Source organism: Citreicella sp. C3M06, assembly GCF_018860705.1.
Lineage (GTDB): Bacteria > Pseudomonadota > Alphaproteobacteria > Rhodobacterales > Rhodobacteraceae > Salipiger.
The window spans coordinates 58,197-84,408 of record NZ_JAHKQA010000093.1 but is presented as its reverse complement, the minus strand read 5'-3'; the positions used below and the strand labels follow the sequence as shown (position 1 = coordinate 84,408).

Sequence of the window (26,212 nt, the reverse complement as noted above, 5' to 3'; positions counted from 1 at the left end):
TCATGTGCTGCCGCTTCTTACATGACCCAATTCGGCGAGCAGGCTGGCCTCTTCTTCGAGGATTTGCAGATATTTCTCCCGCCCGATCGGTTTGAAGATATTGCGCCCGACCTGCAAGCCGCGCGCCGATGCGATCAGCTTTGCCGCGATCAGCGAGGCGCTGTTGCCGCCGGTCATGAAGCGGATGCGAAGCGGGCGGTCGATTTCGCTGATCTGGTCGATGGCCTCGATCCCGTCCATGACCGGCATCATGATATCGATCAGCAGCAGGGCGGGTTCTGTTCCGGAACCTATCGCGTCCTTGATCTGCGCGCCGGTCAGGCAGGTTTCGGGGGTCCAGCCAGCGCGGCGGGAAAACTCCGACAGCAGGTCGAGCAGGGCTTGGTTATCGTCTGCGATGATGACTCTGGGCACGGTTGAACTGACAATCCTGAAACAATCCTGCCCTGCAGACTAGCAAGCTTTGGCGAAGAGTACAGTTTCAGATCATCTAATAGCAGAATGACTTGCTGTTATGCGGTTCTGTGATTGTCCCGCAACGCGTCAGGGTTGCAATCGCTTGCGCTGCCCGCGAATCGAAACGCTACCCGGTCATTCGAACATTCGAAGGGGTACGGCAGGCCAAGGCCGCCCCCGGCAATGGCGCTGTCAGGCCATAGACCTTCGCCGCAGGCGTCAACGAATGATTGGAACAGACAATCGCTTTGGGATGGGCGATGGGGATGCCAGAGCGGTTTCAAACCCGGACAGTGGCAACCAGAGACGCCGGGATCAGGTCACATGAACCCAAAGGCGCAGACTGCGGCGCCGGTCAGTCAAACAAAAACACGCAGGGGCGGGCAGGGCGCGCCGTTGTGGCGCCCTGCCAATTCAAACCCGAGGTCAGAGACCGAGCTTGGCCGCGACCAGTTGGTTCACGGCCTTCGGGTTCGCCTTGCCGCCCGTGGCCTTCATCACCTGACCGACAAACCAGCCAGCCAGCTTGGGGTTGGCCTTGGCCTTTTCGACCTGCGCCGGGTTGGCGGCGATGATCTCGTCCACCGCGGTTTCGATGGCGCCGGTGTCGGTCACCTGCTTCATGCCGCGCTCTTCGACGATGGCTTCGGGGTCGCCGCCTTCGGTGTAGACGATCTCGAACAGGTCCTTGGCGATCTTGCCGCTGATCGCGTCCGACTTGATCAGCCGCACGATGCCGGCAAGCTGCGCTGGCGACACCGGGCTTTGCGTGATGTCGTGGCCTTCCTTTTTCAGACGGCCGAACAGCTCGTTGATCACCCAGTTGGCGGCCAGCTTGCCATCGCCTGCCGTGGCCGCGACCTCTTCGAAATAGGCGGCGTTCACCACTTCGGCGGTCAGCACGCCCGCATCGTATTCCGACAGGCCGAAATCGGCCACGAAGCGCGCCTTCTTGGCGTCGGGCAGTTCCGGCAGCGTGGCCGCGATGTCGTCGACCCAGCCTTGTTCGATTTCCAGCGGCAGCAGATCGGGGTCGGGGAAGTAGCGGTAATCATGCGCCTCTTCCTTGGACCGCATCGAACGGGTTTCGTTCTTGTCCGGATCGTATAGCCGGGTTTCCTGATCGACCTTGCCGCCGGCCTCGAGGATGGCGATCTGGCGCTTGGCCTCATAGTCGATCGCCGCCTGAATAAAGCGCATCGAGTTCATGTTCTTGATCTCGCAGCGCGTGCCGAGATGGCCGAAATCCTGGCTGGCCTGATATTTCTCGTACTGGCCCGGCAGGCAGACCGACACGTTGACATCGGCGCGCAGGTTGCCGTTCTGCATGTTGCCATCGCAGGTGCCGAGGTAGCGCAGGATCTGCCGCAGCTTGGCGACATAGGCGGCGGCCTCTTCGGGGCCGCGAATGTCGGGGCGCGAGACGATTTCCATCAGCGCCACGCCGGTGCGGTTGAGATCGACGAAGGACATGTTCGGATCCATGTCATGGATCGACTTGCCCGCGTCTTGTTCGACGTGGATGCGCTCGATGCGCACCAGCCGCGCGATGCCCGGTTCCATGTCGACCAGCACTTCGCCCTCGCCCACAAGCGGGTGATACAGCTGGCTGATCTGGTAGCCCTGCGGCAGATCGGGGTAGAAGTAATTCTTGCGGTCGAAGGCAGAGGTCAGGTTGATCTCGGCCTTCAGGCCCAGACCGGTGCGCACTGCCTGTGCGATGCAATAGTCATTGATGACCGGAAGCATCCCCGGCATTGCCGCATCCACGAAGGACACGTTGGAATTGGGCTCGGCGCCGAAGGTGGTCGAGGCACCGGAGAACAGTTTTGCCTCGGTGGCGATCTGGGCGTGGATTTCCATGCCGATCACCAGTTCCCAGTCGTGCTTTGCCCCGGCGATAACCTTGGGTTTCGGGGACTCGTAGGTCAGGTCAAGCATGGTGTATCCTCGTCTCGCGATCAGGACGGGGATACGTCAGAGCGGCGCAGGGGGCAAGGGCACAGGATGCTCAGGGGGCAGGCGTGTCGTGGACGGCTGCTTCGCTCACCCGGACGGTGCGGTCGCGACCGGGATCGGCAACCAGCTTGCCAAGCGTTTCAAGCGTGCGGGCCTGCCCGCTGCGCAGGGGGGCGGCCGTATCGGCGGCACGGGGAACGGGCAGGGCGCGGGCCCAGATATCGGGATGAATCTCGTGCAGGTGGTCCTGTGCGATCCAGTCAAGGCAGGTCGCGATGCGCTGCCGGGGCGAGCGGGCCGATGCGGCACCAGCGAGGGTCACCCCGCAATAGGCCGCAAGCCTGTTGGCCATGTGCTGATCGGGGCGGCGGGCAAGGATGTCATGCAGACCTTCGACGAACAGCTCGGGGTCGACATAGGCAAAGCCGCGCGTCTCGCCCACGGCCAGCACGTCGAACCAGACCCAGCTATAGCCGCCCATGCCCCACAGGTCCGCCACCCGCGCGGCGGTGCGGCGGGCCTCGCGGTCGAGCTTGTCCCAGCTGCCAAAGCGCGAGGGGCGCAGGTCGCGGCCAAGGGCGCGCAGATGGTGCTCGCACCCCGGGTCGAGGTCGATCAGGTCTTCGTAATCGTCAAAGACCCGGCGGCAGGGCTGTTCGGCCACATCCAGCAGGGTGCAGCGCAGCGCGGCGATGGCGGCGGAATTGCATTCGATGGGATCGAAGCGGGTGATCAGATGATGTGCGGTTTCCAGATGCTGGGCGCGGGCATCGCGGTGCAGCGGGCCGGGGGTGGGCGCGGCGTTCCATGCGTCGGCGACGGCGACATGGGCCAGCGCCAGCGTATAGCCAAGCCACGGGTCTTCTTCGGAGCGCTCGATGCAATCGCGCAGGGTATACAGAATGCCGCGCACGGCGGTCGGATCGTCGCGCGCGATTGCGCCGCAGGCGCTGGAAAGCGCATCGACATGCGCGCCCTCGGCCAGCAGCAATGCCATCGGGGTGCCGCCAAGCGTGCGCGCGCGGTCTTCATCGGCCTCGCGCAGCCCGCGCGACAGCGTCTCCCAGTCGTCCTGCCGGGCAAGATAGCGCCCTTGGGCGCGGATGCGTTCTCGCTCGGCGGCGTCGGGGGAGGGGGTGCGCTGCGGCAGGTCGACATATGGCCGCAGATCGAGCGTCGGCGCGCCGTCGGGCACCGGAGCGTTGCGCGACGTGAGCGCCGCGCGCAACGAGGCAACGCGCTGTCTGAGGGAACGTACGGGCTGGAACATGGGTGCGCGTCTCGGACGGATGGGAATAGGGAGGGCAGGGCTCGACATTGGGCAAGGAATGGTGGGCAATTCGGGCGCAGGTTTGGCGCATCTGCGATGAATGGGCGGCATTCCGCGCAGATCACTTTGGCCAAAGCCATATTGAATCCCAACGGCTTACCCCAATGCGCGGCGATAATGTTCCACAGCGGGACATCCGCGGCGGACCGGCGCGCTTTACCGGTTTGCCCGGCTGTGGCATCTGGCACCCATGGTACAGCGTCTTTCCACGATCCTCGCGGCCTTGTTGATGGCCGGAACCGCATTCGCCGATCCTGCGCCGCTTGCGGCAACGACGTCGGTGCACGCCGTGTCTGAATCGCCCCGCCCGCAGGCGCGGCGCATCGAGTACAAGCTTCCCGAGGCCCGCTGGGGCAATTCCGGAAATCGCAAGCAATGGTCCATTGCGGCGCTTTCGGCGTTGCGTGGCCCGGCAGAGCGGCTGCCCGAAATCGTCCCCGAAGACATTGCCTCATGGTGCCCGGCCTATCCCGGCGCCGGGCGGCAGGATCGCGAGGCGTTCTGGGTCGGGCTGGTCTCGGCACTGGCGCGCCACGAGAGCACCTACCGGCCGACGGCGGTTGGCGGCGGCGGGCGCTGGTACGGACTGTTGCAGATCCTGCCCGCGACGGCGCGCAGCTATGATTGTCAGGCCCGCAGCGGCGATGCGCTGAAGGATCCGCGGCTGAACCTTGCCTGCGGGCTGCGCATCATGGCGCGCACCGTGGCGCGGGATGGGGTGGTGAGCCGCAACATGCGCGGCGTGGCCGCGGATTGGGGGCCGTTTCATTCGCGCAAGAAGCGCGAAGACATGATGGCCTGGACCCGGGCTCAGCCGTATTGCGCCGGTCTGCCGAAATCGCTCAAGCCCGTGGCACGCCCGGTGAACTGGGGGGCGATGATGGCCGATGCCGGGGGGCGTGCGCAGGTGCCAGAGTATGATGGGGTCGTTGCCTTTGCGGTAGACGGCGCGATCCTGCGCGGCGGCATTGATCCGGTCATCGCCACATCCGGTGCCAGCCCCGAGTAGGCGGGGTCGACGCGCTTTTGATTGAGGGGGCAGGGGGGCAGCCCCCTCGGCCTTGCGGCCTCACCCCCGGAGTTTATCCGGCAAGATGAAGCATAGGCGCGCCGCCCTTCGATGGGGCGGCGCGTTTTTCGTCCGGGATCAGCTCAGAAGGCGGGTGACCATTTCGGTGACATCGCGCGACAGGCCGGGGCGGGCGGCGATGCGTTCGAGCTGGGTCTGCATTTGGGCGCGGCGATCTGCGTCGTAGCGTTTCCATGTCTGGAAGACCGAGCACATGCGCGCCGTGGTCTGCGGGTTCTTTTCATCGAGCTTGATCAGCCAGTCGGCGAGCAGGGCATAGCCGCTGCCGTCTTTGGTGTGAAAGCCCGCATGGTTCATTGCCAGCGCGCCAAAGACGGCTCGGAAGCGGTTGGGGTTCTTCCAGTCGAAATCCGGGTGGCGGGTGAGCGCCTCGGCGCGCGCGACGGCGGCATCGGGGGCGATGGCCGCGACCTGAAGCGCGAACCATTTGTCCATGACCAGCCGGTCGCCCTGCCATTGCTTGGCGAAGCTGGCCAGCGCGGCGGTGTCTGCGCCGGCCTGCACGAGGCAGCCAAGCGCGCCGAGTTGCAGCGTCATGTTGTCGGCCGCGTCGTATTGCGCCTGCGCCGCCGCGCCGCCGTCGAGGCGGGTCAGCAGCGACAGCAGCGCGCCGCCAAGCGCGCGTTTGCCCGATTGCGCGGCGCCCGGATCGTAGGGCGCATCGACGGCGCAGGTCGCGCGCAGGTCGGCAAGCCAGCCCGACCAGCGCTGCGCCATGGCCTCGCGCAGCGCTTCTGATGCCGCGTAGAGCGCATCGGGATCGGGGGTGATACCCTGCGCGTGCAGCTGCTGCGCCATTTCGGCTTGGGTCGGCGGCGCCAGCATCAGCGCCCGGAACGCCGGGTCGAGCGCCTCGTCGCGGATCACCCGTTCCAGCGCGTCGAGCCATGCGGTGTCAGGGGCGGTCCCCTGCGTCACCATCGCCGACAGGCAGGCGCGGCCAAGATCGCGGCTGGCCTCCCAGCGGTTGAAGGCGTCGGTGTCATGCGCGAGCAGGAAACGCTTTTCCTCGGGCGGGGTGTCGCGGTCCAGCACCACGGGGGCTGAGAACCCGCGCAGGATCGATGGCACCGGGCGGGCGGACAGCCCTTCGAAGCGAAAGCTTTGCGTGGCCTCGGTCATTTCCAGCACGGTGGTCGGCACGATTTCGTCGCCGTTGGGGTTCAGCAGCCCGACCGCAATCGGCAGCACCTGCGGCAGCTTGTCCGGCTGGCCGGGGGTGGGCGGCGTGCTTTGAGTGAAATCAAGCGTGTAGGTGCCGTTTTCGAAGCTTTCGCTCACGGATAGATGGGGCGTGCCCGACTGCGCATACCAACGCTTGAACTGGGTCAGATCGCGGCCGGTGGTGTCCTGAAACACGGCCAGCCAGTCTTCGATGGTGCAGGCCTGCCCGTCGTGGCGTTCGAAATACAGATCGAGCGCCTTGGCGTAAGCGTCATCGCCCACCAGCCGTTTGAGCATCCCGATCACCTCGGCGCCTTTTTCGTAGACGGTGGCGGTGTAGAAGTTGTTGATTTCCTGAAAGCTCTCCGGGCGCACCGGGTGCGAGAGCGGGCCTTGATCCTCGGGGAACTGGCGGGCGCGCAAATCGATCACATCGCCGATGCGTTTCACCTCGGGCGAGCGCATGTCGGAGGTGAACTGGCTGTCGCGGAACACCGTCAGCCCTTCCTTGAGGCACAGCTGGAACCAGTCGCGGCAGGTGATGCGGTTGCCGGTCCAGTTGTGGAAATATTCATGGGCGATGATCGCCTCGATGCGTTCGAAATTGGCGTCGGTCGAGGTTTCGGGCGAGGCGAGGACGGCGGAGGAGTTGAACACGTTCAGCCCCTTGTTTTCCATCGCGCCCATGTTGAAATCATCGACCGCGACGATGTTGAAGATATCGAGATCGTATTCGCGTCCGTAGACCTTTTCGTCCCAGGCCATCGACGCGATCAGGCTTTCCATGCCCCAGGCGCATTTGCCCTCGTCGCCGGGGCGCACCCAGATGTTCAGCTCGACCTCTTTGCCCGACATGGTGGTGAAGCTGCCGGGGTGGTTGACCAGATCGCCCGCGACCAGCGCGAACAGATAGGCCGGTTTGGGCCAGGGATCGTGCCATTCGGCAAAACCCTCGCCGCTGGCGGTGGGGTTGCCGTTGGACAGTTTCACCGGCTCATCGCCTTCGATGCGCACGGTGAAGGTTGCCATAACGTCGGGGCGGTCGGGGTAGAAGGTGATCTTGCGAAAGCCCTCGGCCTCGCATTGGGTGCAATACATGCCGTTCGACATGTAAAGCCCTTCGAGAGCGGTGTTTTCCGCTGGGGCGATTTCGACTTCGGCCTCCCATGTGAAGGCGCCGCTCGGAACGGCGCAGGTCAGGCCCTGCGCGCTGTATTCAGGCGTTATCTCGGTGCCGTCGATGGCGGCGCGGATCGGTTTAAGCTCTTCGCCGTGCAGGAAGAACGGCTGTTGCGGCGCATCGGGGTTGGGCTCGAAGCGGATGCGCGACAGCACGCGGGTGGCGCTGGGCGAGAGTCGAAAGGTCAGATGCATTTCGGCGATGGTCCAGCCGAAGGCGGTGTAATCCGACAGGTAGATGGTCTGGGGGCTTGTGTCTTTCATCACGGGGTCCTGTGGCCGGGGGTGTGCGGCGCGGCTGGGAACCTTCGCCTTTGCGCAAGTGTTAGGCCGTAGATCGGTGCGCGGCAACCGTGCGCCCCAGATTCAAAGGAGAACCCCCATGTCGGCTCCCGACACAGACGTTCCCACCCAGAAGAAACGCCACCGTCCCCCCTTGCTTGGCATGTGGGCGGGGCTGGGCCTGGTTGCCATCCTGTTCCTTGGCTGGTTGTTCATGACCGTGGGCGCAGGCACGGAGGATGGTGCAGAGTCTGAAACCCCGGTCACGCAGATGGACGGGGCCAGCGGTCAGGTCGAGCAGGTGAGCCCGGCCGATGCGGCGACGTCGGATGATGTTACCATCAATAGCCCAGCGGCAGACGCCGACTGACCTGCCCGGCGCTTTTTCCTGAGCGTCGCCATTAGGGGGGCTTGTGGCAGTAGCGGCCTGACGTGGGCAAGATCAAGGCTAGGACCCAGGGGCAGGGCCTGTTCGGCAGGTTGAGCGACGGCGACGCCTCGCGGCGCGAGGCCCGCAACGGGCTGCGTCAATCGACGCGCCGTCGATGGTCATGAATCCTGGCGCGGCTGGCGCAGGCGATTGGCGTGCAAGCCGTGCTGATCGGGGGTGCCGATCCGCGAAGGCGGGGCGCTGCTGCCGCAGCTTTCGCTGGCCGAGGGCGTGCGGCAGATGCGGCATCGCAAATCGGCTTGAGTTCTTGGCGCGCCGGGGCATGGCTTTGATGCGGTGGTCATGGCCATCGCGGACTTGGCGCTGAACGGCTTTGCCGTTCTCAGCGGTATCGGCGGGCTGCTGGCGCTAGGGCTGCGCGAGGTCGAGCGTTAGCGCAGCGCCCGCGCCGCCGCGCGTACCGCATCGCTTAGCTCGCGGATCGCGCCCGAGACCAGCCGGTTGACCTGCCAGTACAGTGGCACGTCGCGCGGGGCCTCTGGTGCCATGGCGATCAGCGTTCCCTCTGCCAAAGCCTTGCGCACCAGCGGCTCGGGGTTGAGGCCCCAGCCCAGCCCGAGCCGTGCCGCATCGACAAACCCTTGCGATGACGGCACCCGGTGCACCGGTGGCGACAGCGCCTCGCCGCAGCGCGCCTGCAGCCAATCGTGCTGGTGCATGTCCTTCTCGTTGAATTGCAGCATGGGCGCGTGGGCAAAGGCCGCCCGCGTCAGGCCCTGCGCAAAATGTCTGGCGTAAAAGCCGGGGGCGCAGGTGGCGAGATAGCGCAGATGGCCCAGCGGGGTCGCATCGCAGCCCTGTACCGCGCGGGCATGGGCGGTGATCGCCGCCGACACCTCGCCGCGCCGCAGCCACGCAGCAGAATGCGCCTCGTCATCCAGCACGATGTCATAGAGCAGATCCTGCCCGCTCAGCGCCGGCAGAAACCACGTCGCAAGGCTGTCGGCGTTGACGGCGATGCGCAGCCGCGCGGGCGGGGCGGGCAGGGACAATTCGCGCAGCAAGGCCGCATCCAGCAGCGCCACATCGGCGGCGTGGCGCGCCAGACGCGCACCGGTGGGCGTGGCTGAACAGGGGCTGGCGCGGATCACCAGCGCCGCGCCGATGCTTTCCTCAAGCGCCTTGATCCGCTGTGAGATCGCCGAGGGCGTGACATGCAGCGCCCGCGCCGCCGCCTCGAAGCTGCCAAGGCGCAGGACGGTTGCGAGCGCCGTCAACTGGGAGGGATCGAATGACATTAGCAAAACTTAACAAGGTGAAGATCATTGAGCTATGGAAATCCGGCGCCCTACGGTATCGCAGCGCCAGAAGGAGACCCAGATGCACGCACCCCTCGCCGGATTCGCCCTTGGACTGACCCTGATTCTGGCGATCGGCGCGCAAAATGCCTTTGTGCTGCGGCAGGGACTGATGCGCAGCCATGTCTTTGCAGTCTGCGCGGTTTGTGCGCTGTCGGACGCGCTGCTGATCGCGGCCGGGGTCGCGGGCTTTGGCGCATTAAGCAGCGCGCTGCCATGGGTCGAGATGGCGATGCGCCTGGCCGGGGCGGCGTTCCTTGGCTGGTACGGCGCGCGCACGCTGCTGTCGGCCTGGCGCGGCGGCGAGGCGCTTGCGGCCGGGCAGGCGGCTGGGTCACGGCGCACGGCGGTGCTGACCTGCCTCGCGCTGACTTGGCTCAACCCGCATGTCTATCTCGATACGGTGATGCTGCTGGGCGCGGTGTCGTCGTCTTACGACAACCGCAGCGGCTTTGCGCTGGGGGCGATGACCGCATCGGTGCTGTTCTTCTTTGCGCTGGGCTATGGCGCGCGGGCGCTGGCGCCGGTCTTTGCGCGCCCGGTGGCGTGGCGCTGGCTTGACCTGTTCATCGGGCTGACCATGTGGGCCATCGCGGCAAAGCTGCTGCTGGGGGCATAGCGCGCTTTGCCCTTGCGCGGGGCGAGCGCCGCGTTATCTCTCAGCGCCATGGCACAGACGGTTTCAAGCCCGGGCAAGGGCATCGCGTGGATGATGGTGACGGGGCTGTGCTTCGTTTCGGTGACGGCGCTGGTCAAGATGCTGGCAGGGAGGGTGCCTGCCGCGGAATCTGCCTTTCTGCGCTATTTTCTCGGGTTGGCCTTCCTGATCCCCAGCTGGCGCGGGCTGGTCGCGCTGCGCCTGACGCGCCGCCAGATCGGGCTGTCGGCAGTGCGCGGGGTGGTCCAGACGCTGGGGGTCATCTGCTGGTTCTTCGCGATGACCCGCATTCCCCTCGCCGAGGTGACGGCGATGAATTATCTGACGCCGGTCTATGTCACGATCCTTGCGGTGTTCTTTCTGGGCGAAACACTGGCGCTGCGGCGCATGCTGGCCATTGTCGCGGCGCTGATCGGGGCGCTGATCATCCTGCGGCCCGGATTTCGCACCCTTGATCCGGGGCATTTCGCCATGCTCGGCACGGCGTTCCTGTTCTCGATCTCGTACATGATCGCCAAGATCATCTCGGCAGAGCTGCGCCCGGCCATGGTGGTCGCCCTGCTGTCGATTGCAGTCACTATCGGGCTGTTTCCCTTTGCGGCAGCGGTCTGGGTCACACCGTCACTGACCGATCTGGGCATCCTGTTCGCGGTGGCCTGCTTTGCCACCGGCGGGCATTACGCCATGACGCTGGCCTTTGCCGCGGCGCCGGTCACGGTGACGCAGCCGGTCACCTTCCTGCAGCTGGTGTGGTCGGTGTTGCTTGGGGCGCTGTTCTTTGCCGAACCGGTCGATCCTTATGTGGTGGCGGGCGGCCTTGTGATCATGGGCGCGGTTGCGTTCATCACATGGCGCGAGGTGGTGCTGAAGCGTCGCATCGCGCAACGGGCGCACGAAGCCCACCTTTAGCGGTATCGGAAACGCATCGTTTCGGCTTCGCGAAGACTCCTCCGGGGCGGAAAGGTTTTGCCGCATTTGGCCCGCAGCCTGGCGTGGCGGCATGGCGCCGCCCAACAGGAGAGCGCAATGTTTGCCCAGAACAAGCTGACCGACGACATCACCGAGATTCAGGAGTTTCTGCGCGCCGAGCGGGCCAAGTCGCTGAGCGACTCCGATTGGCGTTTCCGCATGCGCGGCTACGGCTACAACCTGCGCCGCACTGACGCGGGGGTCGAGGTTGCGCGTCTGCCGCAAAACCAGATGCTTGGGGTCTTCCAGATCTGAACGAAGACCGGCTGCGCCTATTTATTTTGAACTGACGTCAAGAGATTAACGATTTGTTAACCTTTTTGGCCCGTTCCGTCTTGATGAGTCGCGATTTTCGCTTCAGCTACAGGGCATGTTCAAGCTCTGTTCTGTTCTGATGATCTGCGTTGCGACCTCTGCCCTTGCCGGGCCGGATGGGCGTGTCCGCGTGATCGATGGTGACACGATCGATGTTGGCGCAATCCGCGTGCGCCTGCTGGGCGTTGATGCCCCCGAGGCCGACCAGTCCTGCGGCGGCGACGGGGTGCCGATGTGGGCCTGCGGATCGTGGGTCACCCAGACCGTGCGCGCGCGATACGAGGGGCGCACCGCGCATTGCACCGTGCATGACACCGATCGCTATGGGCGCACGGTGGCGACCTGCGATGTCGACGGCGAGGATATCGGGCGCCATCTGGTGCAAAACGGGCTGGCCTTTGCCTATCGCAAATATTCCATGATCTACGATCTGGATGAAAAGATCGCTGCGGTGAACGATGTTGGCCTGCATGGGGCCGGGGTAATGCCGCCAGCGGAATACCGCGCCGCCGGGCGCGCGGCTCGGGCGCAGGTTAACCTTGCGACAGCGCCGCAGGGCTGCACGATCAAGGGCAACATCTCGAAGAGCGGCCGCATCTACCACATGCCGGGGCAGGCATGGTACGACGGCACGCGGATTGCCCCGGAAAAGGGCGAGCGCTGGTTCTGTTCCGAAGCCGAGGCGCGCGCTGCCGGCTGGCGCCCCGCCCGCCGCTAAGGCCGCTAAGGCCGCTCAGTTCAGCGCAGCATCGATCTGGGCGGTGATCGGCGCCGACATGGGCCGCGTGGTGGCCCCCCAGCCTTTGACAAAGCGGCCATCGGGCGCGATCAGCGCCTTGTTGAAATTCCAGCCCGGCGCAAAGCCTTGCGTCGCCAGCCATTTGTACAGCGGATGCGCCTGCGGCCCGGTAACGCGGGTGATGGTGGTCATCGGGATATCGAGATCGAAGTTCAGCTCGCAGAAATCCTTGACCTCGGCCTCGCTGGCCAGTTCCTGCCGGAAATCATTGGATGGCACCGCCAGCACCACCAGCCCCTTGTCGCGATAGGTATCATACAGCGCCTGAAGCCCGTCGTATTGCGGGGTGAATCCGCAGCGCGAGGCGGTGTTGACCACCAGCACCGGTTGGCCCTTCCAATCGTCCAGCGACAGGGTGCTGCCGTCGATGCTGTCAAAGGTAAAACTGTCTGCAAAGGCCGGAGCGGCGCCTAGCAGGGCGATGATGATGGCGATCCTGCGGAACATCTCTGGTTCTCCTCTGGTTCCTCAGGGTAGCGTGGGCCCGCCGCTTTTCAACGAGGCTGGCGAGAGTGCATTTCCCGCGCTATCCTTGATCCATCAGGAGGTGCCGCCATGGCCGGAGGCTGGAGCCGCGACGGAGCGGTGAGCGAACAGATCGAAGCGTCGATTTCCGACGAGTTGCAGCGCCTGCGCTCTCGGCGCGCGCCGCAGGGCGAGAGCCTGACGGAATGCGCCGAATGTGGTGAAGAGATTCCCGAAAAGCGGCGAGTCGCCATTCCCGGCGTCAAGCTGTGTATCGATTGTCAGCAGGACCGCGACGGCGCGTTCAAGGCGCGCGGTGGCATCAACCGGCGCGGCTCCAAGGATTCGCAGCTGAAGTGATCAGTCGCTGTGCCGGTCTTGCGGCGTGATCCCGGCATGTTTCAGCCCGGCGCGCCACAGCGGCACAACGTCAAGCGCGGCCACCGCCACGCCCAGCGGGATCATCCAGAAGCCAAGGATGGGCAGAAACCCCAGCACGCCCCCGACCATCAGCAGCGCGCCCAGCAAGAGCCGCAGTCCGGGCGGCACGCGTCTGCGCACATGCACCTGAAACCGCATGAGGCGGCCTTTCAGGCTGCGGCCATTGGGCTTTAGCGGGTTGGGCATTTGTTCCTGAAATCTTGTGTCGGGTGTTGTAGCGAAACGCGGCAAGCCGGGATCAGGTTCCCCGGCCGAGGTGGCGCGGCCCGTTAAGGCCGCGCCGCGCGATCACTCTTCCATGGCTTCCAGCTCGTCGATGAAGCCTTCGATCATCGACAGGCCCTTGTCCCAGAAGCTGGGGTCCGACGCATCAAGGCCGAAGGGCGCGAGCAGCGCCTTGTGGTGCTTCGATCCGCCCGCCTTGAGCATGTCGAAATACTTGTCCTGAAAGCCCTCGGGATTTTCTTGGAACGCGGCATACAGCGCGTTCACCAAGCCATCGCCAAAGGCATAGGCGTAGACATAGAACGGCGAGTGCACGAAATGCGGGATATAGGCCCAGAAGGTCTCGTATCCCGGCATGTAGTCGAACACCGGGCCAAGGCTTTGCGCCTGAACCGACATCCATAGCGCGTTGATGTCATCGGGGGTGAGTTCCCCGCCGCGCCGCGCCTCGTGCAGCTTGCATTCGAAATCGTAGAACGCGATCTGCCGGACCACGGTGTTGATCATGTCCTCGACCTTGCCGGCGAGCATGACCTTGCGTTCCTTCTGCGTCTTTGCCCCGTCAAGCATGGCGCGGAAGGTCAGCATCTCGCCGAAGACCGAGGCCGTTTCGGCAAGGGTCAGCGGGGTTGATGCCAGCATCTCGCCTTGCCCGGCGGCCAGAACCTGATGCACGCCGTGGCCCAGTTCATGCGCGAGGGTCATCACGTCGCGCGGCTTGCCGAGGTAGTTGAGCATCACGTAGGGGTGCACCTCGGTGACGGTGGGATGGGCAAAGGCCCCCGGCGCCTTGCCCGGCTTCACGGCGGCGTCGATCCAGCCCTTGGTAAAGAACGGCTCGGCGATCTCGGCCATGCGCGGATCAAACCCGGCATAAGCCTCCATCACCGTCTTGCGCGCCTCATCCCAGCCGACGATGCGGTCACTCTCCATCGGCAGCGGCGCGTTGCGGTCCCAGATCTGCATGGTGTCGAGGCCAAGCCACTTGGCCTTCAGCGCGTAATAGCGGTGCGACAGGCGCGGGTAGGCGGCGACAACGGCGTTGCGCAGCGCCTCGACCACCTCGGGCTCAACATCGTTGGACAGGTGGCGGCCCATCTGCGCCGAGGGCATGCCGCGCCAACGGTCCATGATTTCCTTTTCCTTGGCCTGCGTGTTGTGGACGCGGGCAAAGGTCTTGATGTTCTCGCCAAAGACGCGGGCGAGTTCCCGCGCGGCGGCCTCGCGCTTCGCGCGATCCTGTTCGGTCATCTGGGTCAGCGTCGATTCGATGCCCATCTCTTCGCCGTCGATGGTAAAGCTGAGGCTGGCGATGGTTTCATCGAACAGCTTCATCCACGCATCGCCGACCACGCCCATGTCATGCAGAAACCGTTCCAGCTCGTCAGACAGCTGGTAGGGCTTCATCGCGCGCACCCGGTCGAAGGCGGGCTTGTAGCGGGCCAGATCATCGCTGGCGGTGAACAGCGCCGCATAGGCATCATCTTCCAGCGTGTTCAGCTCGAGCGAAAAGAACACCAGCGGCGTGGTGTAGATCGTCACCTTTTCCTGAAGGTCCGACAGGAACTTGGCGCGCTCGGCGTCGGTGGTGTGCTGGTAATAGCGCAGCCCGGCAAAGGACATCAGCCGCCCGCCGATGGTCTCGATCTTCTCGTGGCGCTTGACCATGTCGAGGAAGGCCGGGGCATCCAGCGTCGCCAGCTTGCCTTCGTAATCCTCGGCAAAGCGGGCGCAGGCATCTTCGAGCCAGTCCATGTCGCGCTTCAGCTCGGGCGCGTCGACGGCGGGATACAGGTCGGACAGATCCCATTCCGGCAGCTCGCCCAGATCGCGGCCTCCGGAGACGCGGGCATCGAAAGTGCGGCGATCATGACCGGGGCGGGGCAGGGAAAATGGAAGCATGGGGGTCCTCGTCGTGAAGGTTTGACCCAAGACATAGGGGGCGCGCCTTGCGGAAAGCAATGGTTCAGCGCGGATTTTGAAGGCGAGCGCCCCGGCGCGCCCGGAGCTTCCGATGCGCTCTGGCGTGATCCTCTGCTGGCGAGGCGGCGGCGCGATGGGCCTTGTACCGCGGCCCGTGGGGGCTTTGTCATTGCCAAGACGGGGTGTGTAAGCGGGAAGAGGCCCGGAAGGCATCGAGCGCCCGGTCATTATTGCGCGCATGCTGGCCGGAGCAGCCGGGCTGACCCCGAGCCAGACTGGTCCTAGCCGTAAAGCGCCAGCATCTCGCGCAGATCGTCCAGCGTGTTGGCCTCTTGCGCGGGCTTGTCGTGGCGCCAGCGCGCCATGCGGGGAAACCGCAGCGACAGGCCGGATTTGTGCCGGGGCGAAGGCTGGATACCTTCGAAGGCGATCTCGAACACCAGCTCTGGTTTGACTTGCCGCACCGGGCCAAAGCGCTGCAGCGTGTTGCGGCGCACCCATGCGGTGATCTTGGCGAATTCCGCGTCGGTGAGGCCGGAATAGGCCTTGGTAAAGGGCACCAGCTCGTTGCCGTTCCACGCGGCAAAGGTGAAATCGGTGAACAGATTGGCGCGCCGCCCGTGCCCCTGCTGGGCGTAGATCATCACCGCATCGACGCAAAGCGGATCGAGCTTCCACTTCCACCAGTCGCCCTTTTTGCGCCCTGCGAGATAGGGCGCATCGAGCCGTTTCAGCATCACCCCCTCGGCGCGGTGATCACGCGCCATGTTGCGGGTCTGTGCCAGATCTTCCCATGTTTCGAACGGGATGCGGGGCGAGGGGCGGATGTTGGCCTCGGGCGGCAGACCCGCGAGCAGCGTTTCCAGCCGGGCGCGGCGCGCATGCAGCGGGGTGTCGCGCAGGTCTTGCCCGTCTTCGAGCAGGTCATAGGCTAGCATCACCACCGGCGCGTCGCGCAGCAGCTTTTTCGGCACGCTCTTGCGCCCGATGCGTTGTTGCAGCGTGTTGAAGGGCAGCGGCTGACGGCCATCCCACGCGACAATCTCGCCGTCAAACACCAACCCCTCGGGCAGGAAATCCGTTGCGGCGGCCAGTTCGGGAAAGCGGTCGCTCATCAGCTCTTCGCCGCGCGACCAGACATGATGCGCGCCGCCGCGCAGGATCAGCTGACCGCGAATGCCATCCCATTTCCATTCCGCCAGCCAGTCCTGCGCCGGGCCAAGCGTCTGCGGCGCGCTTTCCAGCTGGTAGGCTAGGTAAAACGGGTAGGGGCGGCTGTCGTCTTCTTCGGGCTCGGGGGCGGCCACCAGCCGCTGCCACGTGGTGGTTTGTGGCGTCCAGTCGCCCATCAGGCGCAGCGCCATGGCGGCCTCGTCCTGCCCGGTGGCCTGCGCCAGCGCGCGGGTCATCAGCTTGCGCGACACGCCGATGCGAAAGCCGCCGGTGATCAGCTTGTTGAACAGGAACCGTTCAGTGGCATCGAGCCGGTTCCACGCATCAAGGATTCGCACCTTGCGCGCTTCGATATCGAGAGAGGGGTAGTTCAGCAGATCGCCCAGCCATGCGCTGAGCGGGCGGTCGGAGGTGTGCTCGTTCGGCGGCAGAATCAGCGCGATGGTCTCGGCCAGATCGCCGACGATGGGGTAGCTTTCCTCGAGCAGCCAGAGCGGCAACCCGGCGCGCTCGGCGGCCCATTCGCGCAGCTGCGTGGTGGTGACGGCGCGTTTCGGCCGACGGCCTGAGAACAGCGCGACCGTCCACAGCCGGTCGTCATCCGGGGCGGTGCGGAAATACTCGGCCAGCGCGGCGGTCTTGACGGTGGTCTTGGTGCTTTGGTCGATGGCGGTGAACAGCGCAGCAAAGGCTTTCATGGCGCCTCGCCGTCGGTGTCTTCGTCACCGCCGAATTGGGTCGGCACGATCTGCGCGTCATAGCCCTGCGCCGTCAACCAGCGGGCAAAGATCTCGGTATAGCCATGGGTGGCAAAGATTTTTTCCGCGCCGGTACCGCGGATGGCGCTGTGCAATTCGCCCCAATCGGCGTGGTCCGACAGCACAAAGCCCCGGTCGGCGCCTCGGCGACGGCGCACGCCGCGCAGCGCCATCCAGCCCGACGCCATGCCGACCTGCGCCCCCCGGAACCGCCGCGCCCAGCTTGCCCCCAATGCCGAGGGCGGCGCGATGACCATGGCGCCCGGATGAGCCTTGACGTCGAGATCCGGCGTGACGCGCAGGGTGTCGGGCAGCGCGTAGCCTTGGGCCCGCAGCACCTCGTTGGTGTTTTCCACCGCGCCGTGGGTCAGGATCGGGCCGATGGCTGGATCGAGCAGTGCCAGCAGCCGTTGCGCCTTGCCCAGCGAATAGGCCCCCAGCAGCGAGGGGCGGCCCTCGGCGGCATTGGCGCCCCACCATGCGTTGATCTGTGCGGCGATCTTTGCCTGCGGGGCCCAGTTAAAGACCGGCAGCCCAAAGGTGCATTCGGTGATGAAGGCGTGGCAGCGCAGCGGCTCGAAGCTTTCGCACAGCCCGTCGGGAGAGACCTTGTAATCGCCTGACACCACCCAGACCTCGCCGCCGACCTCGACGCGGATCTGCGCAGAGCCGGGGATGTGCCCGGCGGGGTGAAAGCTGACCTGTGCATCGCCAATGCGGCGCGCCTCGCCGTAGGGAAGCGTTTCGATGGCGATCTCGCCGAGCCGGTGGCGGATCACCGGGGCGGCGGCATCGCTCGACAGGTAGCGCGCGTGGCCCCAGCGCGAATGATCGGCGTGGCCATGGGTGATCAGCGCCCGGTCGACCGGGCGCCATGGGTCGATGTAAAAACCGCCCGCGGGGCAATAGATGCCCTTGTCGGTAAAGATCAGGACCGGCTCGCTCATACCTGCGGAGTTAGCCCGCGCCGTGATGTCGACCAGATCAGGCGCTGAGGGCAGGGGTGTCAGAGGCGCGGGCGGTTTCGAAAAAATCCAGCATCTCTGTCAGGATGCGGCGGCGCACCGGGGCGCTTTCCATCAGCACCTCGTGTTCACCGCCGCTCACCGTTTCAAGCCGCCCGCCCGGCCACATCGACATGCGCTGGACGATGCGGGGAACATCGACGATGCGCTCGTTCGAGCCGACAAAGACTATGGCGGGCACCTGCGGCGAGGGCATCCGGGCCAGCGCAAGGCATTCGATCAGCGCCTGATGCAGCCATTGCAGCGACGGACCGCCCAATTGCAGCTCGGGCACCTCGCTCACCTGACGGTGCATGTAATCCCAGCCGTCGCGGTCCGTGGTCAGCAGGTTGCCTTCGAACGGGGCCGAGGTCACATAGCTCAGCGGGCCGGTGGTGGGCGCATAGACATGCCCCATCCCGACGCGCGAGCTGCCCCAGCCAAGCGCCCACGCGGCGGGGCGCAGCGGCACCGCCATGCGAATCCCCCACATCGGGCCGGTAAAGCCCGCCGCCACCACCGGCAGATCGCGCATCAGCGCCCGCAGGGCGATGCAACTGCCCATGGAATGACCCAAAAGGTAGTACGGCTTTGGCAACTCCAGCGCCGCCGCCGCGTGCATCATCGCGTCGACGTCTTGCTGGTAGTCCTGAAACTGCATCACATGCCCGGTGCGCGGATCGGTGTGCATCCGGTCGGCCAGCCCCTGTCCGCGCCAGTCGATGGTCAGCACACAATAGCCGCGATCGGTCAGATCGCCAGCAACCCGGCCATATTTCTCGACATATTCCGTGCGGCCGGGAAACAGCAGCACGGTGCCCTTGGCATCTGCGGACGGGTAATGCGCCACGCGCAGGCGCAGGCCATCCGATGTTGTCACCCAGAAGGCGCGCGTGCCCTTTGGCCCCTCGGCAAGCTCGGCGTAAAAAGGCGCGTCTGACATCATCTCAGGACAATACTCCTCCAAGACGCATCGCCGCGCCCATGTCTCCGTCGATCTTCAGCCGACCCGACATGAATGCCTTGGTTGGGTTAAGATCTCCTTCAATGATCTGCTGGAAAGTGTCAGTCTCGGCGGTGAGTGTCACATCGGCCTCGTCGTCGCCCGCGCGGGCGCCGTTTTCGTCGATGATGATGCTGCCTTCGTCCTCGATGACGAATTTGGCAATGCCGTCAAAACCTGTTCCGTCCAGCCTTGCGTTCAGGGCATCCACCGCTGCTGATATAACGTCGCTCATGTCCTGTTCTTCCTTCACGAAATCCTGTGCTGGCAATTCAGCATCTTCAGTCTACACTCGGAAGGTATGAGCATGCGTGTCCCCATAAGCAATTCTATCGTGACGGCAGTTTGTGCCACAGTCATGTTTTCCATACCCGGTCTTGCGCAGGCGCAGGATCGCGCGGGCGAGCTGCTGGAAGAGCTGGGCGCGGCCCAGTCCCCAGAGGCGGCGGCGCGGGCCGAACGCGCGCTGGACATGGAATGGTCCAAAAGCGGCTCTGCGGTGATGGACCTTCTGCTCAAGCGTGGGCGCGATGCGCTCGAGCTGCAGCAGACCGGCCCGGCCATCCAGCATCTGACCGCGCTGACCGACCATGCGCCGGATTTCGCCGAAGGCTGGTACGTGCTGGCACTGGCCTATTTTCAGGCGGAAATGCTTGGCCCGTCGATGGATGCGCTGGAACGCACCCTTGCGCTCAACCCGGTGCATTTCGGGGCGCTGCGCGGAGTCGCCGCGATCCATGAACAGATCGGCAACGAGGCGCTTGCCTATGAGGCCTATGCACGGGTACTGGAGCTCAGGCCGTTCGATGAAGCGGTGACAGATGCGCTGGAGCGGCTCGCGGGCCGCGTTCAGGGTATCGAGATCTGAGCCCGGCCCCGGAACCCCCGACGGCAAGGAACGGCGAGAAGGACCAGGGCCCACATGCCCCAGCGCGCAAGGATCGCGGCCGTTCTCGGCCCGACCAACACCGGCAAGACCCACTACGCGATCGAGCGGATGCTTGGCCATCGCACAGGCATGATCGGCCTGCCGCTGCGGCTGCTCGCGCGCGAGGTCTATGACAAGATCGTCGCCGCCCGCGGCCCCGGCGTGGTGGCGCTTGTCACCGGCGAGGAGCGCATCGTGCCGCCGCGTGCCGCCTACTGGGTCTGCACCGTCGAGGCGATGCCCGAAGGCATGGGCACCGATTTTGTCGGTATCGACGAGATCCAGCTTTGCGCCGATCCCGAACGCGGCCATGTGTTTACCGACCGTCTCCTGCGGATGCGCGGCTTGCACGAGACGCTGTTCATGGGGGCCGACACCATGCGCGGCCCGATCTCGCAGCTGGTCAAGGGCGTCGAATTCATCCGCCGCGAGCGGATGAGCCAGCTGAGCTATCTCGGCTCTAAGAAAATCAGCCGGATGCCGGCGCGCTCGGCCATCGTCGGGTTTTCGGTCGACAACGTCTATGCCATCGCCGAGCTGATCCGCCGCACCAAGGGCGGCGCGGCGGTGGTGATGGGCGCGCTCAGCCCGCGCACGCGCAACGCGCAGGTCGATTTGTACCAGAACGGCGAGGTCGATTACCTCGTCGCCACCGATGCCATCGGCATGGGGCTCAACCTTGATATCGACCATGTGGCGTTTTCCTCGCTGACCAAGTTCGACGGGCGGCGGATGCGCGAGTTGCAGCCCAACGAGCTGGCGCAGATTGCCGGGCGCGCGGGGCGGGGCATGAAGCCCGGCACTTTCGGCACCACCGGCGATGCGGGGCAGATCCCCGATGACTGGGTCGAGGCGATCACCTCTCACAGCTTCACGCCGATCCGCAAGCTGGGCTGGCGCAACTCCGATCTGCGGTTTGGTTCGATCGACGCGCTGGTGCAATCGCTCGAGATGTCGCCCGACAACGAATGGCTGATGAAGGCGCGCGAGGCGGATGACCTTCAGGTGCTCAAGTCGCTGTCGAGAGAGGCAGAGGTCTTTGCCCGCGCCAGCAATCCCGCCTCTGTCCAGCTTTTGTGGGATGTCTGCCGGGTGCCCGATTTCCGGGGTATCTCTCATGCGGAACATGCGGGGCTGTTGCAAGTTATCTTCCAGCACCTGCACGAGCGGGGCAGCATCCCGGCGGATTTCTTCGCCCGGCAGGTCAAACGCATCGACCGGACGGACGGAGACATCGACGCGCTGTCGAAACGGCTGGCGTATATCCGCACATGGACATACGTGGCGCAGCGCAAGGGATGGGTCGATGACGAAATGCATTGGCGCGACGCGACCCGCGCTGTAGAAGACGCACTGTCGGATGCGCTCCACGAGCGACTGACTCAAAGATTTGTTGACCGGCGGACATCAGTGCTGCTTCGCCGGTTGAAGCAGAAGGAGGCCCTCTTGGCCGATGTGAACGACAAGGGTGAAGTGACCGTCGAAGGCGAATTCGTCGGTCGGCTTGAAGGGTTCCGGTTCCGTCAGGACCAGGGCGCGACAGGGCAGGAAGCCAAGACGCTGAAACAGGCGTCGTTGCAGGCGCTCGCGCCGCATTTCCATCTCAGGGCGGACCGTTTCTACAACGCGCCGGATACCGAGATCGACTTCACCGAGCAGGGGGGCCTCATGTGGGGCGACCAGGCAGTGGGTCGGCTGGCCAAGGGCGATGACGCGCTCAAGCCGCGCATCGTGGCGTTTGTCGACGATACGGCGGGCGCGGATGTGGTGCAAAAGGTGGAACGCCGCCTGCAGCATTTCATCGACCGCAAGATCGCCGCGCTGTTCGAGCCGCTGCTCAACCTGCGCGATGACGAGGCGCTGACCGGGCTGGCGCGGGGCTTTGCCTTCCGCATGGTCGAATCCATGGGCATCGTGCCGCGGGCGCAGGTCGCCGACGAGGTCAAGCAGCTGGATCAGGACTCGCGCGGCGCGCTGCGCAAGCATGGCATCCGCTTCGGGCAGTACACCATCTTCATGCCGCTGCTGCTCAAGCCGGCGCCGACGCGGCTGCGGCTGGTGCTTTGGTCGCTGTTCAACGATCTCGATCATTTCCCCGAGGCACCGCCGCCGGGTCTGGTGACCGTGCCCAACATCCGCGACGTGCCGATGCAGCACTATACGCTGGCGGGCTATCGTCCGTCGGGCGAGCGGGCGATCCGCATCGACATGCTGGAACGGCTGGCCGATCTTCTGCGCGCGCAGGACAGCCGGGGCGGCTTTGAGGCCAATCCCGACATGCTGTCGATCACCGGCATGACGCTGGAACAGTTCTCTGATCTGATGGGCGGGCTGGGCTACAAGGCCGAAAAGGCCGAACGCAGCAAGGTGCGCGCCGCCGATACGGTCGTTACCACAAGCGCCACCCCCGAGGGCGAGTCGGGCGAGGATATCCCCGTCTTCGATGCCGCTCAGATCGAGGAAACCAGCCCCGGCGCTGCGCCTGACATGGCGCAAACCCCGGCGGCTGCGGATGTGGTCGCAGGGACCGAGTCGATCGACGATGCGGGCTATGCCCCGATCAATGAAGACCCCGCACCGGTGAAGGACGATGACAACATCGCCGAAACCCCCGAGGAAGAGCTGCTTCCGGGCACCGCGCCCGACGAGGCGCTGTCGGGCCCCGAGATCGAGGTGATCTATACCTTCACATGGGGTGGCAACCGCGGCGCACGCGGTGGCAACCGCCGTGAGCAGGGCGGGGCCCGCAGCGGCGCACCGCGCGGCAAGGGCAAGCCTCAGGGCGAACGTCAGGCCGGGGAACGGCAGGGCGGCGAGCGGGGAGACCGCGGCGCTCAGGGCAAGGGTCCGCGCAAGGGCAAGGGTGGCAAGCCGCAAGGCGGGCCGGGCAACAAGTCCAAGTCCTACGAATCGGGCCCCCGCAAGGCGGACCGCATCGATCCGGACAACCCCTTTGCCGCCGCGCTCATGGGCTTCAAGAACAAGTCCTGAGTGAGCGAGGCACCGTCAAAGCTGCGCCTCGACAAGTGGCTGTGGCAGGCGCGGTTCTTCAAAACGCGCAGCCTTGCCGCCAAGGTGATTGGTGGTGGGCTGCGCGTGAACGGGCAGTCCATCGCCAAGCCGGCCTTTGCGGTGGGTCCGGGCGACGTGCTGACCTTTGCGCAGGGCCGGGATGTGCGGGTGATCCGCATCCTCGCCTTGGGCGAGCGGCGCGGCCCGGCGCCAGAGGCGCAGGCGCTTTACGCCGACCTCGATCCGCCCAAGGCCCGCGTGCCCGATCCGTCGCTGCCCGTGGCCGAGGCGGGCGGGCGGCCAACAAAGCGTGACCGCCGGATCATGGATCGGCAGCGGGATAGGCTTGAATGATCCGGCGCGCTGGTCTAGTTGCGCAGGATACAGATTGACACCCTGACGGATGGACGCCCATGACTTACGTGGTCACTGAGAACTGCATCGCCTGCAAATACACCGATTGCGTCGAGGTATGCCCCGTGGATTGCTTTTACGAGGGCGAGAACACGCTGGTGATTCATCCCGACGAATGCATCGACTGCGGCGTGTGCGAACCCGAATGCCCCGCCGATGCGATCCGGCCCGACACCGAGCCGGACATGGAAAAATGGGTCGAGTTCAATCGCAAGTATTCCGAGCTTTGGCCGGTGATCATTTCGAAGAAAGATCCGATGCCCGAGGCCGAAGAGCGCGACGGCGAGTCCGGCAAGATGGAAAAGTATTTCTCGGAAGCGCCGGGCGAGGGCGGCTGAGACTTGATTCGCCATCCAGTGTGAACACAGGGTCAGACGGCCCTGCGCAAGCATCTGATTTGTCGCGACATATTGGTGGGTAAGCAAGGTTGTGGGAAAGTCACGATTCTTGTGGTATACTCACCCCACATGACGAAGCCACGCACAGAAATCAGGGCCTCTTTGCGCCCCAAAGGTTGATCTAGGAACGGTAAAGTTCTCACGTACGGGATGCACGTTGCATTTCCGTCCGTCTTTGTCGTCTTTGATCGATCCGTTTTCCTGTTGCTATAGGGCTTGGCTGCTAAGGACCCTGTTGTATGACCAAGACCAAGAAAAACGAATTCCACCCCAACGATTACGTTGTCTACCCTGCGCATGGCGTGGGCCAGATCATGTCGATCGAAGAGCAGGAAATCGCCGGCCTCAAGCTGGAACTCTTCGTGATCTCCTTTGAAAAGGACAAGATGACCCTGCGTGTGCCCACGCACAAGGCGACCGAAATCGGGATGCGTTCGCTGTCGACCCCCGATGTCGTCAGCCAGGCGATGAAGACCCTGAAGGGCAAGGCCAAGGTCAAGCGGGCGATGTGGTCGCGCCGTGCTCAGGAATACGAACAAAAGATCAACTCGGGCGATCTGATCGCCATCGCCGAAGTGGTGCGCGACCTGCACCGCGCCGACGATCAGCGCGAGCAATCCTATTCGGAGCGTCAGCTCTACGAAGCCGCGCTCGAGCGTCTGACCCGTGAAGTCGCCGCCGTTGCTGGCGGAGACGAGGTTGCTGCCGCACGTCAGGTCGACGAGGTGCTTGGCCTGCGCGCCGCCTGATCGGTTTTCAGACCACGAAAAAGGCGGGCCCCGCGAGGAGCCCGCCTTTTTTCATGCCGTATCGGTCGGTTACATCGAAAAGCTGGTGCCGCAGCCGCAGGAACTGCTGGCATTGGGGTTTTCGATGACAAAGCGCGCGCCGATCAGCTCTTCGGTGAAATCGATGGTCGCGCCGGCCAGAAACGGCAGCGAGATCTCGTCGATCACCACGCGCTCGCTGCCATGCGACAGGATCAGATCGTCGCTGGCGGGGTCGTCCAGCTTGATCTCGTATTGAAAGCCGGAACAGCCGCCGCCTTCGACCGCAACGCGCAGGGCCTTGCCCTGCGAGGCTGCGCCGATCTCTTCGAGGCGGGCAAAGGCGCGGTCGGTTACTTTGGGAGGCAGGTTCATCAAGGGTCTCGCAGGTGTTTCACTTGGGGCGTATTGCCAATATAGGAAGGGTCGGACCGGGCGGCAACCGGGCTCAGGGCGCTTGGCCCGGAATTGGAAAGGGCTTGGCATGGAGATCTACGCATGCATTCCGCAGCAATCGCGCGGGCGGCGGGTTCCGGAAGAGGAAAGCGCCTTTCGTTCGTGCTTTCAGCGCGATCGGGACAGGATCATCCATTCCTCGGCATTCCGGCGTCTCAAGCACAAGACGCAGGTGTTTGTCGAGCATGAGGGCGATTTCTACCGCACCCGCCTGACCCACAGCATCGAGGTGGCGCAGGTGGCCCGCACCATGTGCGGGGCGCTGGGGCTGAACACCGACCTGACCGAGGCGGTGGCGCTGGCGCATGATCTGGGCCACACGCCCTTTGGCCACACGGGCGAGGACGCGCTGCACGCGCTGATGGCGCCCTATGGCGGCTTTGATCACAATGCGCAGGCGCTGCGCATCGTCACTTCGCTGGAATGCCATTACGCCGAATTTGACGGGCTGAACCTGACTTGGGACACGCTGGAAGGCATCGCCAAGCACAATGGCCCGCTGCTGCCGCTGGCACCGGGCAAGGCGCTGCCGGTCACGCTGGCGGAATACAACGCGCGGCACGATCTGGAACTGCACACCCATGCCAGCGCCGAAGCGCAGGTGGCGGCGCTGTCGGACGATATCGCCTACAACAACCACGATCTGCAGGACGGGCTGCGCGCCGGGCTGTTCTCCGAAGACGAAATCGCCGAGCTGGCCCTGATCGGCCCCGCCTATGTCGAGGTCGATCGGCTCTATCCCGGCCTCGACAGCTATCGGCGTCGCCACGAGGCGCTGCGGCGGGTGTTCGGCTATATGGTGTCCGATGTGATCGACACGTCCCGCGCGCGCATCGATGCCGCCGCGCCGGACAGTGCCGATGCCATCCGCCATCTTGGCCGCCCGATCATCGCCTTTTCCGACGAGATGTGGGCCATGCTCAGGGAAATCCGGCATTTCCTGTTCACCCGCATGTATCGCGCCCCCTCTGTGATGCAGGTGCGGGCCATGGTGACACAGGCCGTCGAAGAGCTGTTCCCGCTGTATATGGACGATCCGGCGCAGCTGCCTCAGCGCTGGCAACCCGAGATCGCCGCTTGCGTCGACAAGGCGGCGCTGGCGCGCATCGTCGCCGATTACATCGCCGGCATGACAGACCGCTACGCGCTTCAGGCGCATGCGCGGCTGACCGGAAAGGATGTGCTGCACGAGCGGCACTGATTTCGCCTCGCGGGCATGAAGCGCCCTTGCACGGGGCGGAAAAACATGCAGCCATTGTGCCTCAAGGAGCCGGGACCAGGCTTCGAGGAAAGGC

General features: G+C 64.9%; 26 protein-coding genes. 13 read left to right on the top strand and 13 right to left on the bottom strand.

The window, feature by feature from the left end; translation table 11 throughout:
• The 3 genes from KO516_RS21885 to KO516_RS21875 all read right to left on the bottom strand — a co-directional run bounded on the left by KO516_RS21885 (position 1) and on the right by KO516_RS21875 (position 3,685).
• The gene (locus tag KO516_RS21885) at positions 1 to 414 is read right to left on the bottom strand and encodes a response regulator (RefSeq protein WP_216005906.1); all 414 of its coding nucleotides are present in this window, start codon (positions 412 to 414) and stop codon (positions 1 to 3) included.
• 468 nt (positions 415 to 882) lie between these two features.
• On the bottom strand, positions 883 to 2,397 hold the full coding sequence (gatB, locus tag KO516_RS21880) for an Asp-tRNA(Asn)/Glu-tRNA(Gln) amidotransferase subunit GatB (RefSeq protein WP_216005905.1): 1,515 nt from the start codon (positions 2,395 to 2,397) through the stop codon (positions 883 to 885).
• A gap of 70 nt (positions 2,398 to 2,467) precedes the next feature.
• Positions 2,468 to 3,685, bottom strand: coding sequence for a hypothetical protein (locus tag KO516_RS21875; protein WP_252737794.1), 1,218 nt, complete (start codon positions 3,683 to 3,685; stop codon positions 2,468 to 2,470).
• A 250-nt stretch (positions 3,686 to 3,935) separates the two neighbouring features.
• Between KO516_RS21875 and KO516_RS21870 the strand changes: the two genes are divergently transcribed.
• Positions 3,936 to 4,754, top strand: a complete 819-nt coding sequence (locus tag KO516_RS21870; RefSeq protein ID WP_216005904.1) for a transglycosylase SLT domain-containing protein — start codon at positions 3,936 to 3,938, stop codon at positions 4,752 to 4,754.
• A gap of 138 nt (positions 4,755 to 4,892) precedes the next feature.
• Here the strand turns inward: KO516_RS21870 and pepN are convergent, their stop codons facing one another.
• Positions 4,893 to 7,442, bottom strand: coding sequence for an aminopeptidase N (pepN, locus tag KO516_RS21865; RefSeq protein WP_216005903.1), 2,550 nt, complete (start codon positions 7,440 to 7,442; stop codon positions 4,893 to 4,895).
• Between the two features lie 118 nt (positions 7,443 to 7,560).
• Between pepN and KO516_RS21860 the strand changes: the two genes are divergently transcribed.
• Complete coding sequence (locus KO516_RS21860) at positions 7,561 to 7,830, top strand: hypothetical protein (RefSeq protein ID WP_216005902.1); 270 nt, start codon at positions 7,561 to 7,563, stop codon at positions 7,828 to 7,830.
• A 452-nt stretch (positions 7,831 to 8,282) separates the two neighbouring features.
• On the opposite strand, the gene KO516_RS21855 is transcribed toward KO516_RS21860, so the two are convergent.
• The gene (locus KO516_RS21855; RefSeq protein ID WP_216005901.1) at positions 8,283 to 9,149 is read right to left on the bottom strand and encodes a LysR family transcriptional regulator ArgP; all 867 of its coding nucleotides are present in this window, start codon (positions 9,147 to 9,149) and stop codon (positions 8,283 to 8,285) included.
• A gap of 82 nt (positions 9,150 to 9,231) precedes the next feature.
• On the opposite strand from KO516_RS21855, the gene KO516_RS21850 reads away from it, so the two are divergent.
• The 4 genes from KO516_RS21850 to KO516_RS21835 all read left to right on the top strand — a co-directional run bounded on the left by KO516_RS21850 (position 9,232) and on the right by KO516_RS21835 (position 11,869).
• Positions 9,232 to 9,828, top strand: coding sequence for a LysE/ArgO family amino acid transporter (locus tag KO516_RS21850; RefSeq protein ID WP_216005900.1), 597 nt, complete (start codon positions 9,232 to 9,234; stop codon positions 9,826 to 9,828).
• 48 nt (positions 9,829 to 9,876) lie between these two features.
• Positions 9,877 to 10,776 carry a DMT family transporter gene (locus tag KO516_RS21845; RefSeq protein WP_252737792.1) on the top strand — a complete coding sequence of 300 codons (900 nt, stop codon included), beginning with the start codon at positions 9,877 to 9,879 and terminating at the stop codon, positions 10,774 to 10,776.
• A 117-nt stretch (positions 10,777 to 10,893) separates the two neighbouring features.
• Positions 10,894 to 11,091 (top strand): hypothetical protein, encoded by a 198-nt coding sequence (locus KO516_RS21840; protein WP_216005899.1) that lies wholly within the window; start codon positions 10,894 to 10,896, stop codon positions 11,089 to 11,091.
• 115 nt (positions 11,092 to 11,206) lie between these two features.
• Positions 11,207 to 11,869: a thermonuclease family protein gene (locus KO516_RS21835; RefSeq protein WP_216005898.1), complete on the top strand. Its 663-nt coding sequence runs from the start codon at positions 11,207 to 11,209 to the stop codon at positions 11,867 to 11,869.
• A gap of 15 nt (positions 11,870 to 11,884) precedes the next feature.
• Here the strand turns inward: KO516_RS21835 and KO516_RS21830 are convergent, their stop codons facing one another.
• Positions 11,885 to 12,397, bottom strand: a complete 513-nt coding sequence (locus tag KO516_RS21830) for a glutathione peroxidase (RefSeq protein WP_216005897.1) — start codon at positions 12,395 to 12,397, stop codon at positions 11,885 to 11,887.
• A gap of 108 nt (positions 12,398 to 12,505) precedes the next feature.
• Here KO516_RS21830 and KO516_RS21825 point away from each other — a divergent pair, with 108 nt between their 5' ends.
• On the top strand, positions 12,506 to 12,775 hold the full coding sequence (locus KO516_RS21825) for a DksA/TraR family C4-type zinc finger protein (RefSeq protein ID WP_216005896.1): 270 nt from the start codon (positions 12,506 to 12,508) through the stop codon (positions 12,773 to 12,775).
• Here the strand turns inward: KO516_RS21825 and KO516_RS21820 are convergent, their stop codons facing one another.
• From KO516_RS21820 to KO516_RS21795, 6 genes are all read right to left on the bottom strand, one after another.
• Entirely contained in the window at positions 12,776 to 13,042 is a 267-nt protein-coding gene (locus tag KO516_RS21820; protein ID WP_216005895.1) for a hypothetical protein, read from the bottom strand.
• Between the two features lie 102 nt (positions 13,043 to 13,144).
• The gene (locus KO516_RS21815; protein WP_216005894.1) at positions 13,145 to 14,983 is read right to left on the bottom strand and encodes a M3 family oligoendopeptidase; all 1,839 of its coding nucleotides are present in this window, start codon (positions 14,981 to 14,983) and stop codon (positions 13,145 to 13,147) included.
• 302 nt (positions 14,984 to 15,285) lie between these two features.
• Positions 15,286 to 16,875 carry an ATP-dependent DNA ligase gene (locus tag KO516_RS21810; protein ID WP_216005893.1) on the bottom strand — a complete coding sequence of 530 codons (1,590 nt, stop codon included), beginning with the start codon at positions 16,873 to 16,875 and terminating at the stop codon, positions 15,286 to 15,288.
• Complete coding sequence (locus tag KO516_RS21805; RefSeq protein ID WP_216005892.1) at positions 16,872 to 17,882, bottom strand: ligase-associated DNA damage response exonuclease; 1,011 nt, start codon at positions 17,880 to 17,882, stop codon at positions 16,872 to 16,874. Before KO516_RS21805 ends, KO516_RS21810 begins: the two co-directional genes overlap by 4 nt.
• 37 nt (positions 17,883 to 17,919) lie before the next feature.
• The gene (locus tag KO516_RS21800; protein WP_216005891.1) at positions 17,920 to 18,885 is read right to left on the bottom strand and encodes an alpha/beta fold hydrolase; all 966 of its coding nucleotides are present in this window, start codon (positions 18,883 to 18,885) and stop codon (positions 17,920 to 17,922) included.
• Between the two features lies 1 nt (position 18,886).
• Positions 18,887 to 19,177, bottom strand: a complete 291-nt coding sequence (locus KO516_RS21795) for an SCP2 sterol-binding domain-containing protein (RefSeq protein WP_216005941.1) — start codon at positions 19,175 to 19,177, stop codon at positions 18,887 to 18,889.
• Between the two features lie 123 nt (positions 19,178 to 19,300).
• Between KO516_RS21795 and KO516_RS21790 the strand changes: the two genes are divergently transcribed.
• From KO516_RS21790 to KO516_RS21770, 5 genes are all read left to right on the top strand, one after another.
• Entirely contained in the window at positions 19,301 to 19,810 is a 510-nt protein-coding gene (locus tag KO516_RS21790) for a tetratricopeptide repeat protein (protein WP_216005890.1), read from the top strand.
• A 54-nt stretch (positions 19,811 to 19,864) separates the two neighbouring features.
• The gene (locus KO516_RS21785) at positions 19,865 to 22,861 is read left to right on the top strand and encodes a helicase-related protein (RefSeq protein ID WP_216005889.1); all 2,997 of its coding nucleotides are present in this window, start codon (positions 19,865 to 19,867) and stop codon (positions 22,859 to 22,861) included.
• Positions 22,862 to 23,236 carry an RNA-binding S4 domain-containing protein gene (locus KO516_RS21780; protein WP_216005888.1) on the top strand — a complete coding sequence of 125 codons (375 nt, stop codon included), beginning with the start codon at positions 22,862 to 22,864 and terminating at the stop codon, positions 23,234 to 23,236.
• Positions 23,237 to 23,295: 59 nt separating this feature from the next.
• Positions 23,296 to 23,634 (top strand): ferredoxin FdxA, encoded by a 339-nt coding sequence (gene fdxA / locus KO516_RS21775; protein ID WP_216005887.1) that lies wholly within the window; start codon positions 23,296 to 23,298, stop codon positions 23,632 to 23,634.
• 299 nt (positions 23,635 to 23,933) lie between these two features.
• Entirely contained in the window at positions 23,934 to 24,443 is a 510-nt protein-coding gene (locus KO516_RS21770; RefSeq protein WP_216005886.1) for a CarD family transcriptional regulator, read from the top strand.
• 69 nt (positions 24,444 to 24,512) lie between these two features.
• Here KO516_RS21770 and KO516_RS21765 read toward each other — a convergent pair whose 3' ends face one another.
• On the bottom strand, positions 24,513 to 24,836 hold the full coding sequence (locus tag KO516_RS21765; RefSeq protein ID WP_216005885.1) for an iron-sulfur cluster assembly accessory protein: 324 nt from the start codon (positions 24,834 to 24,836) through the stop codon (positions 24,513 to 24,515).
• A gap of 109 nt (positions 24,837 to 24,945) precedes the next feature.
• Here KO516_RS21765 and KO516_RS21760 point away from each other — a divergent pair, with 109 nt between their 5' ends.
• On the top strand, positions 24,946 to 26,118 hold the full coding sequence (locus KO516_RS21760; protein ID WP_216005884.1) for a deoxyguanosinetriphosphate triphosphohydrolase: 1,173 nt from the start codon (positions 24,946 to 24,948) through the stop codon (positions 26,116 to 26,118).
• Positions 26,119 to 26,212 lie beyond the last annotated feature (94 nt).

Bases quoted from the DNA above. Each gene is read 5' to 3' on its own strand.
- gatB (WP_216005905.1), bottom strand. From the start codon at position 2,397: ATGCTTGACCTGACCTACGAGTCCCCGAAACCCAAGGTTATCGCCGGG.
- KO516_RS21875 (WP_252737794.1), bottom strand. From the start codon at position 3,685: ATGTTCCAGCCCGTACGTTCCCTCAGACAGCGCGTTGCCTCGTTGCGC.
- KO516_RS21870 (WP_216005904.1), top strand. From the start codon at position 3,936: ATGGTACAGCGTCTTTCCACGATCCTCGCGGCCTTGTTGATGGCCGGA.
- pepN (WP_216005903.1), bottom strand. From the start codon at position 7,442: ATGAAAGACACAAGCCCCCAGACCATCTACCTGTCGGATTACACCGCC.
- KO516_RS21860 (WP_216005902.1), top strand. From the start codon at position 7,561: ATGTCGGCTCCCGACACAGACGTTCCCACCCAGAAGAAACGCCACCGT.
- KO516_RS21855 (WP_216005901.1), bottom strand. From the start codon at position 9,149: ATGTCATTCGATCCCTCCCAGTTGACGGCGCTCGCAACCGTCCTGCGC.
- KO516_RS21850 (WP_216005900.1), top strand. From the start codon at position 9,232: ATGCACGCACCCCTCGCCGGATTCGCCCTTGGACTGACCCTGATTCTG.
- KO516_RS21845 (WP_252737792.1), top strand. From the start codon at position 9,877: ATGGCACAGACGGTTTCAAGCCCGGGCAAGGGCATCGCGTGGATGATG.
- KO516_RS21840 (WP_216005899.1), top strand. From the start codon at position 10,894: ATGTTTGCCCAGAACAAGCTGACCGACGACATCACCGAGATTCAGGAG.
- KO516_RS21835 (WP_216005898.1), top strand. From the start codon at position 11,207: ATGTTCAAGCTCTGTTCTGTTCTGATGATCTGCGTTGCGACCTCTGCC.
- KO516_RS21830 (WP_216005897.1), bottom strand. From the start codon at position 12,397: ATGTTCCGCAGGATCGCCATCATCATCGCCCTGCTAGGCGCCGCTCCG.
- KO516_RS21825 (WP_216005896.1), top strand. From the start codon at position 12,506: ATGGCCGGAGGCTGGAGCCGCGACGGAGCGGTGAGCGAACAGATCGAA.
- KO516_RS21820 (WP_216005895.1), bottom strand. From the start codon at position 13,042: ATGCCCAACCCGCTAAAGCCCAATGGCCGCAGCCTGAAAGGCCGCCTC.
- KO516_RS21815 (WP_216005894.1), bottom strand. From the start codon at position 14,983: ATGCTTCCATTTTCCCTGCCCCGCCCCGGTCATGATCGCCGCACTTTC.
- KO516_RS21810 (WP_216005893.1), bottom strand. From the start codon at position 16,875: ATGAAAGCCTTTGCTGCGCTGTTCACCGCCATCGACCAAAGCACCAAG.
- KO516_RS21805 (WP_216005892.1), bottom strand. From the start codon at position 17,882: ATGAGCGAGCCGGTCCTGATCTTTACCGACAAGGGCATCTATTGCCCC.
- KO516_RS21800 (WP_216005891.1), bottom strand. From the start codon at position 18,885: ATGATGTCAGACGCGCCTTTTTACGCCGAGCTTGCCGAGGGGCCAAAG.
- KO516_RS21795 (WP_216005941.1), bottom strand. From the start codon at position 19,177: ATGAGCGACGTTATATCAGCAGCGGTGGATGCCCTGAACGCAAGGCTG.
- KO516_RS21790 (WP_216005890.1), top strand. From the start codon at position 19,301: ATGTTTTCCATACCCGGTCTTGCGCAGGCGCAGGATCGCGCGGGCGAG.
- KO516_RS21785 (WP_216005889.1), top strand. From the start codon at position 19,865: ATGCCCCAGCGCGCAAGGATCGCGGCCGTTCTCGGCCCGACCAACACC.
- fdxA (WP_216005887.1), top strand. From the start codon at position 23,296: ATGACTTACGTGGTCACTGAGAACTGCATCGCCTGCAAATACACCGAT.
- KO516_RS21770 (WP_216005886.1), top strand. From the start codon at position 23,934: ATGACCAAGACCAAGAAAAACGAATTCCACCCCAACGATTACGTTGTC.
- KO516_RS21765 (WP_216005885.1), bottom strand. From the start codon at position 24,836: ATGAACCTGCCTCCCAAAGTAACCGACCGCGCCTTTGCCCGCCTCGAA.
- KO516_RS21760 (WP_216005884.1), top strand. From the start codon at position 24,946: ATGGAGATCTACGCATGCATTCCGCAGCAATCGCGCGGGCGGCGGGTT.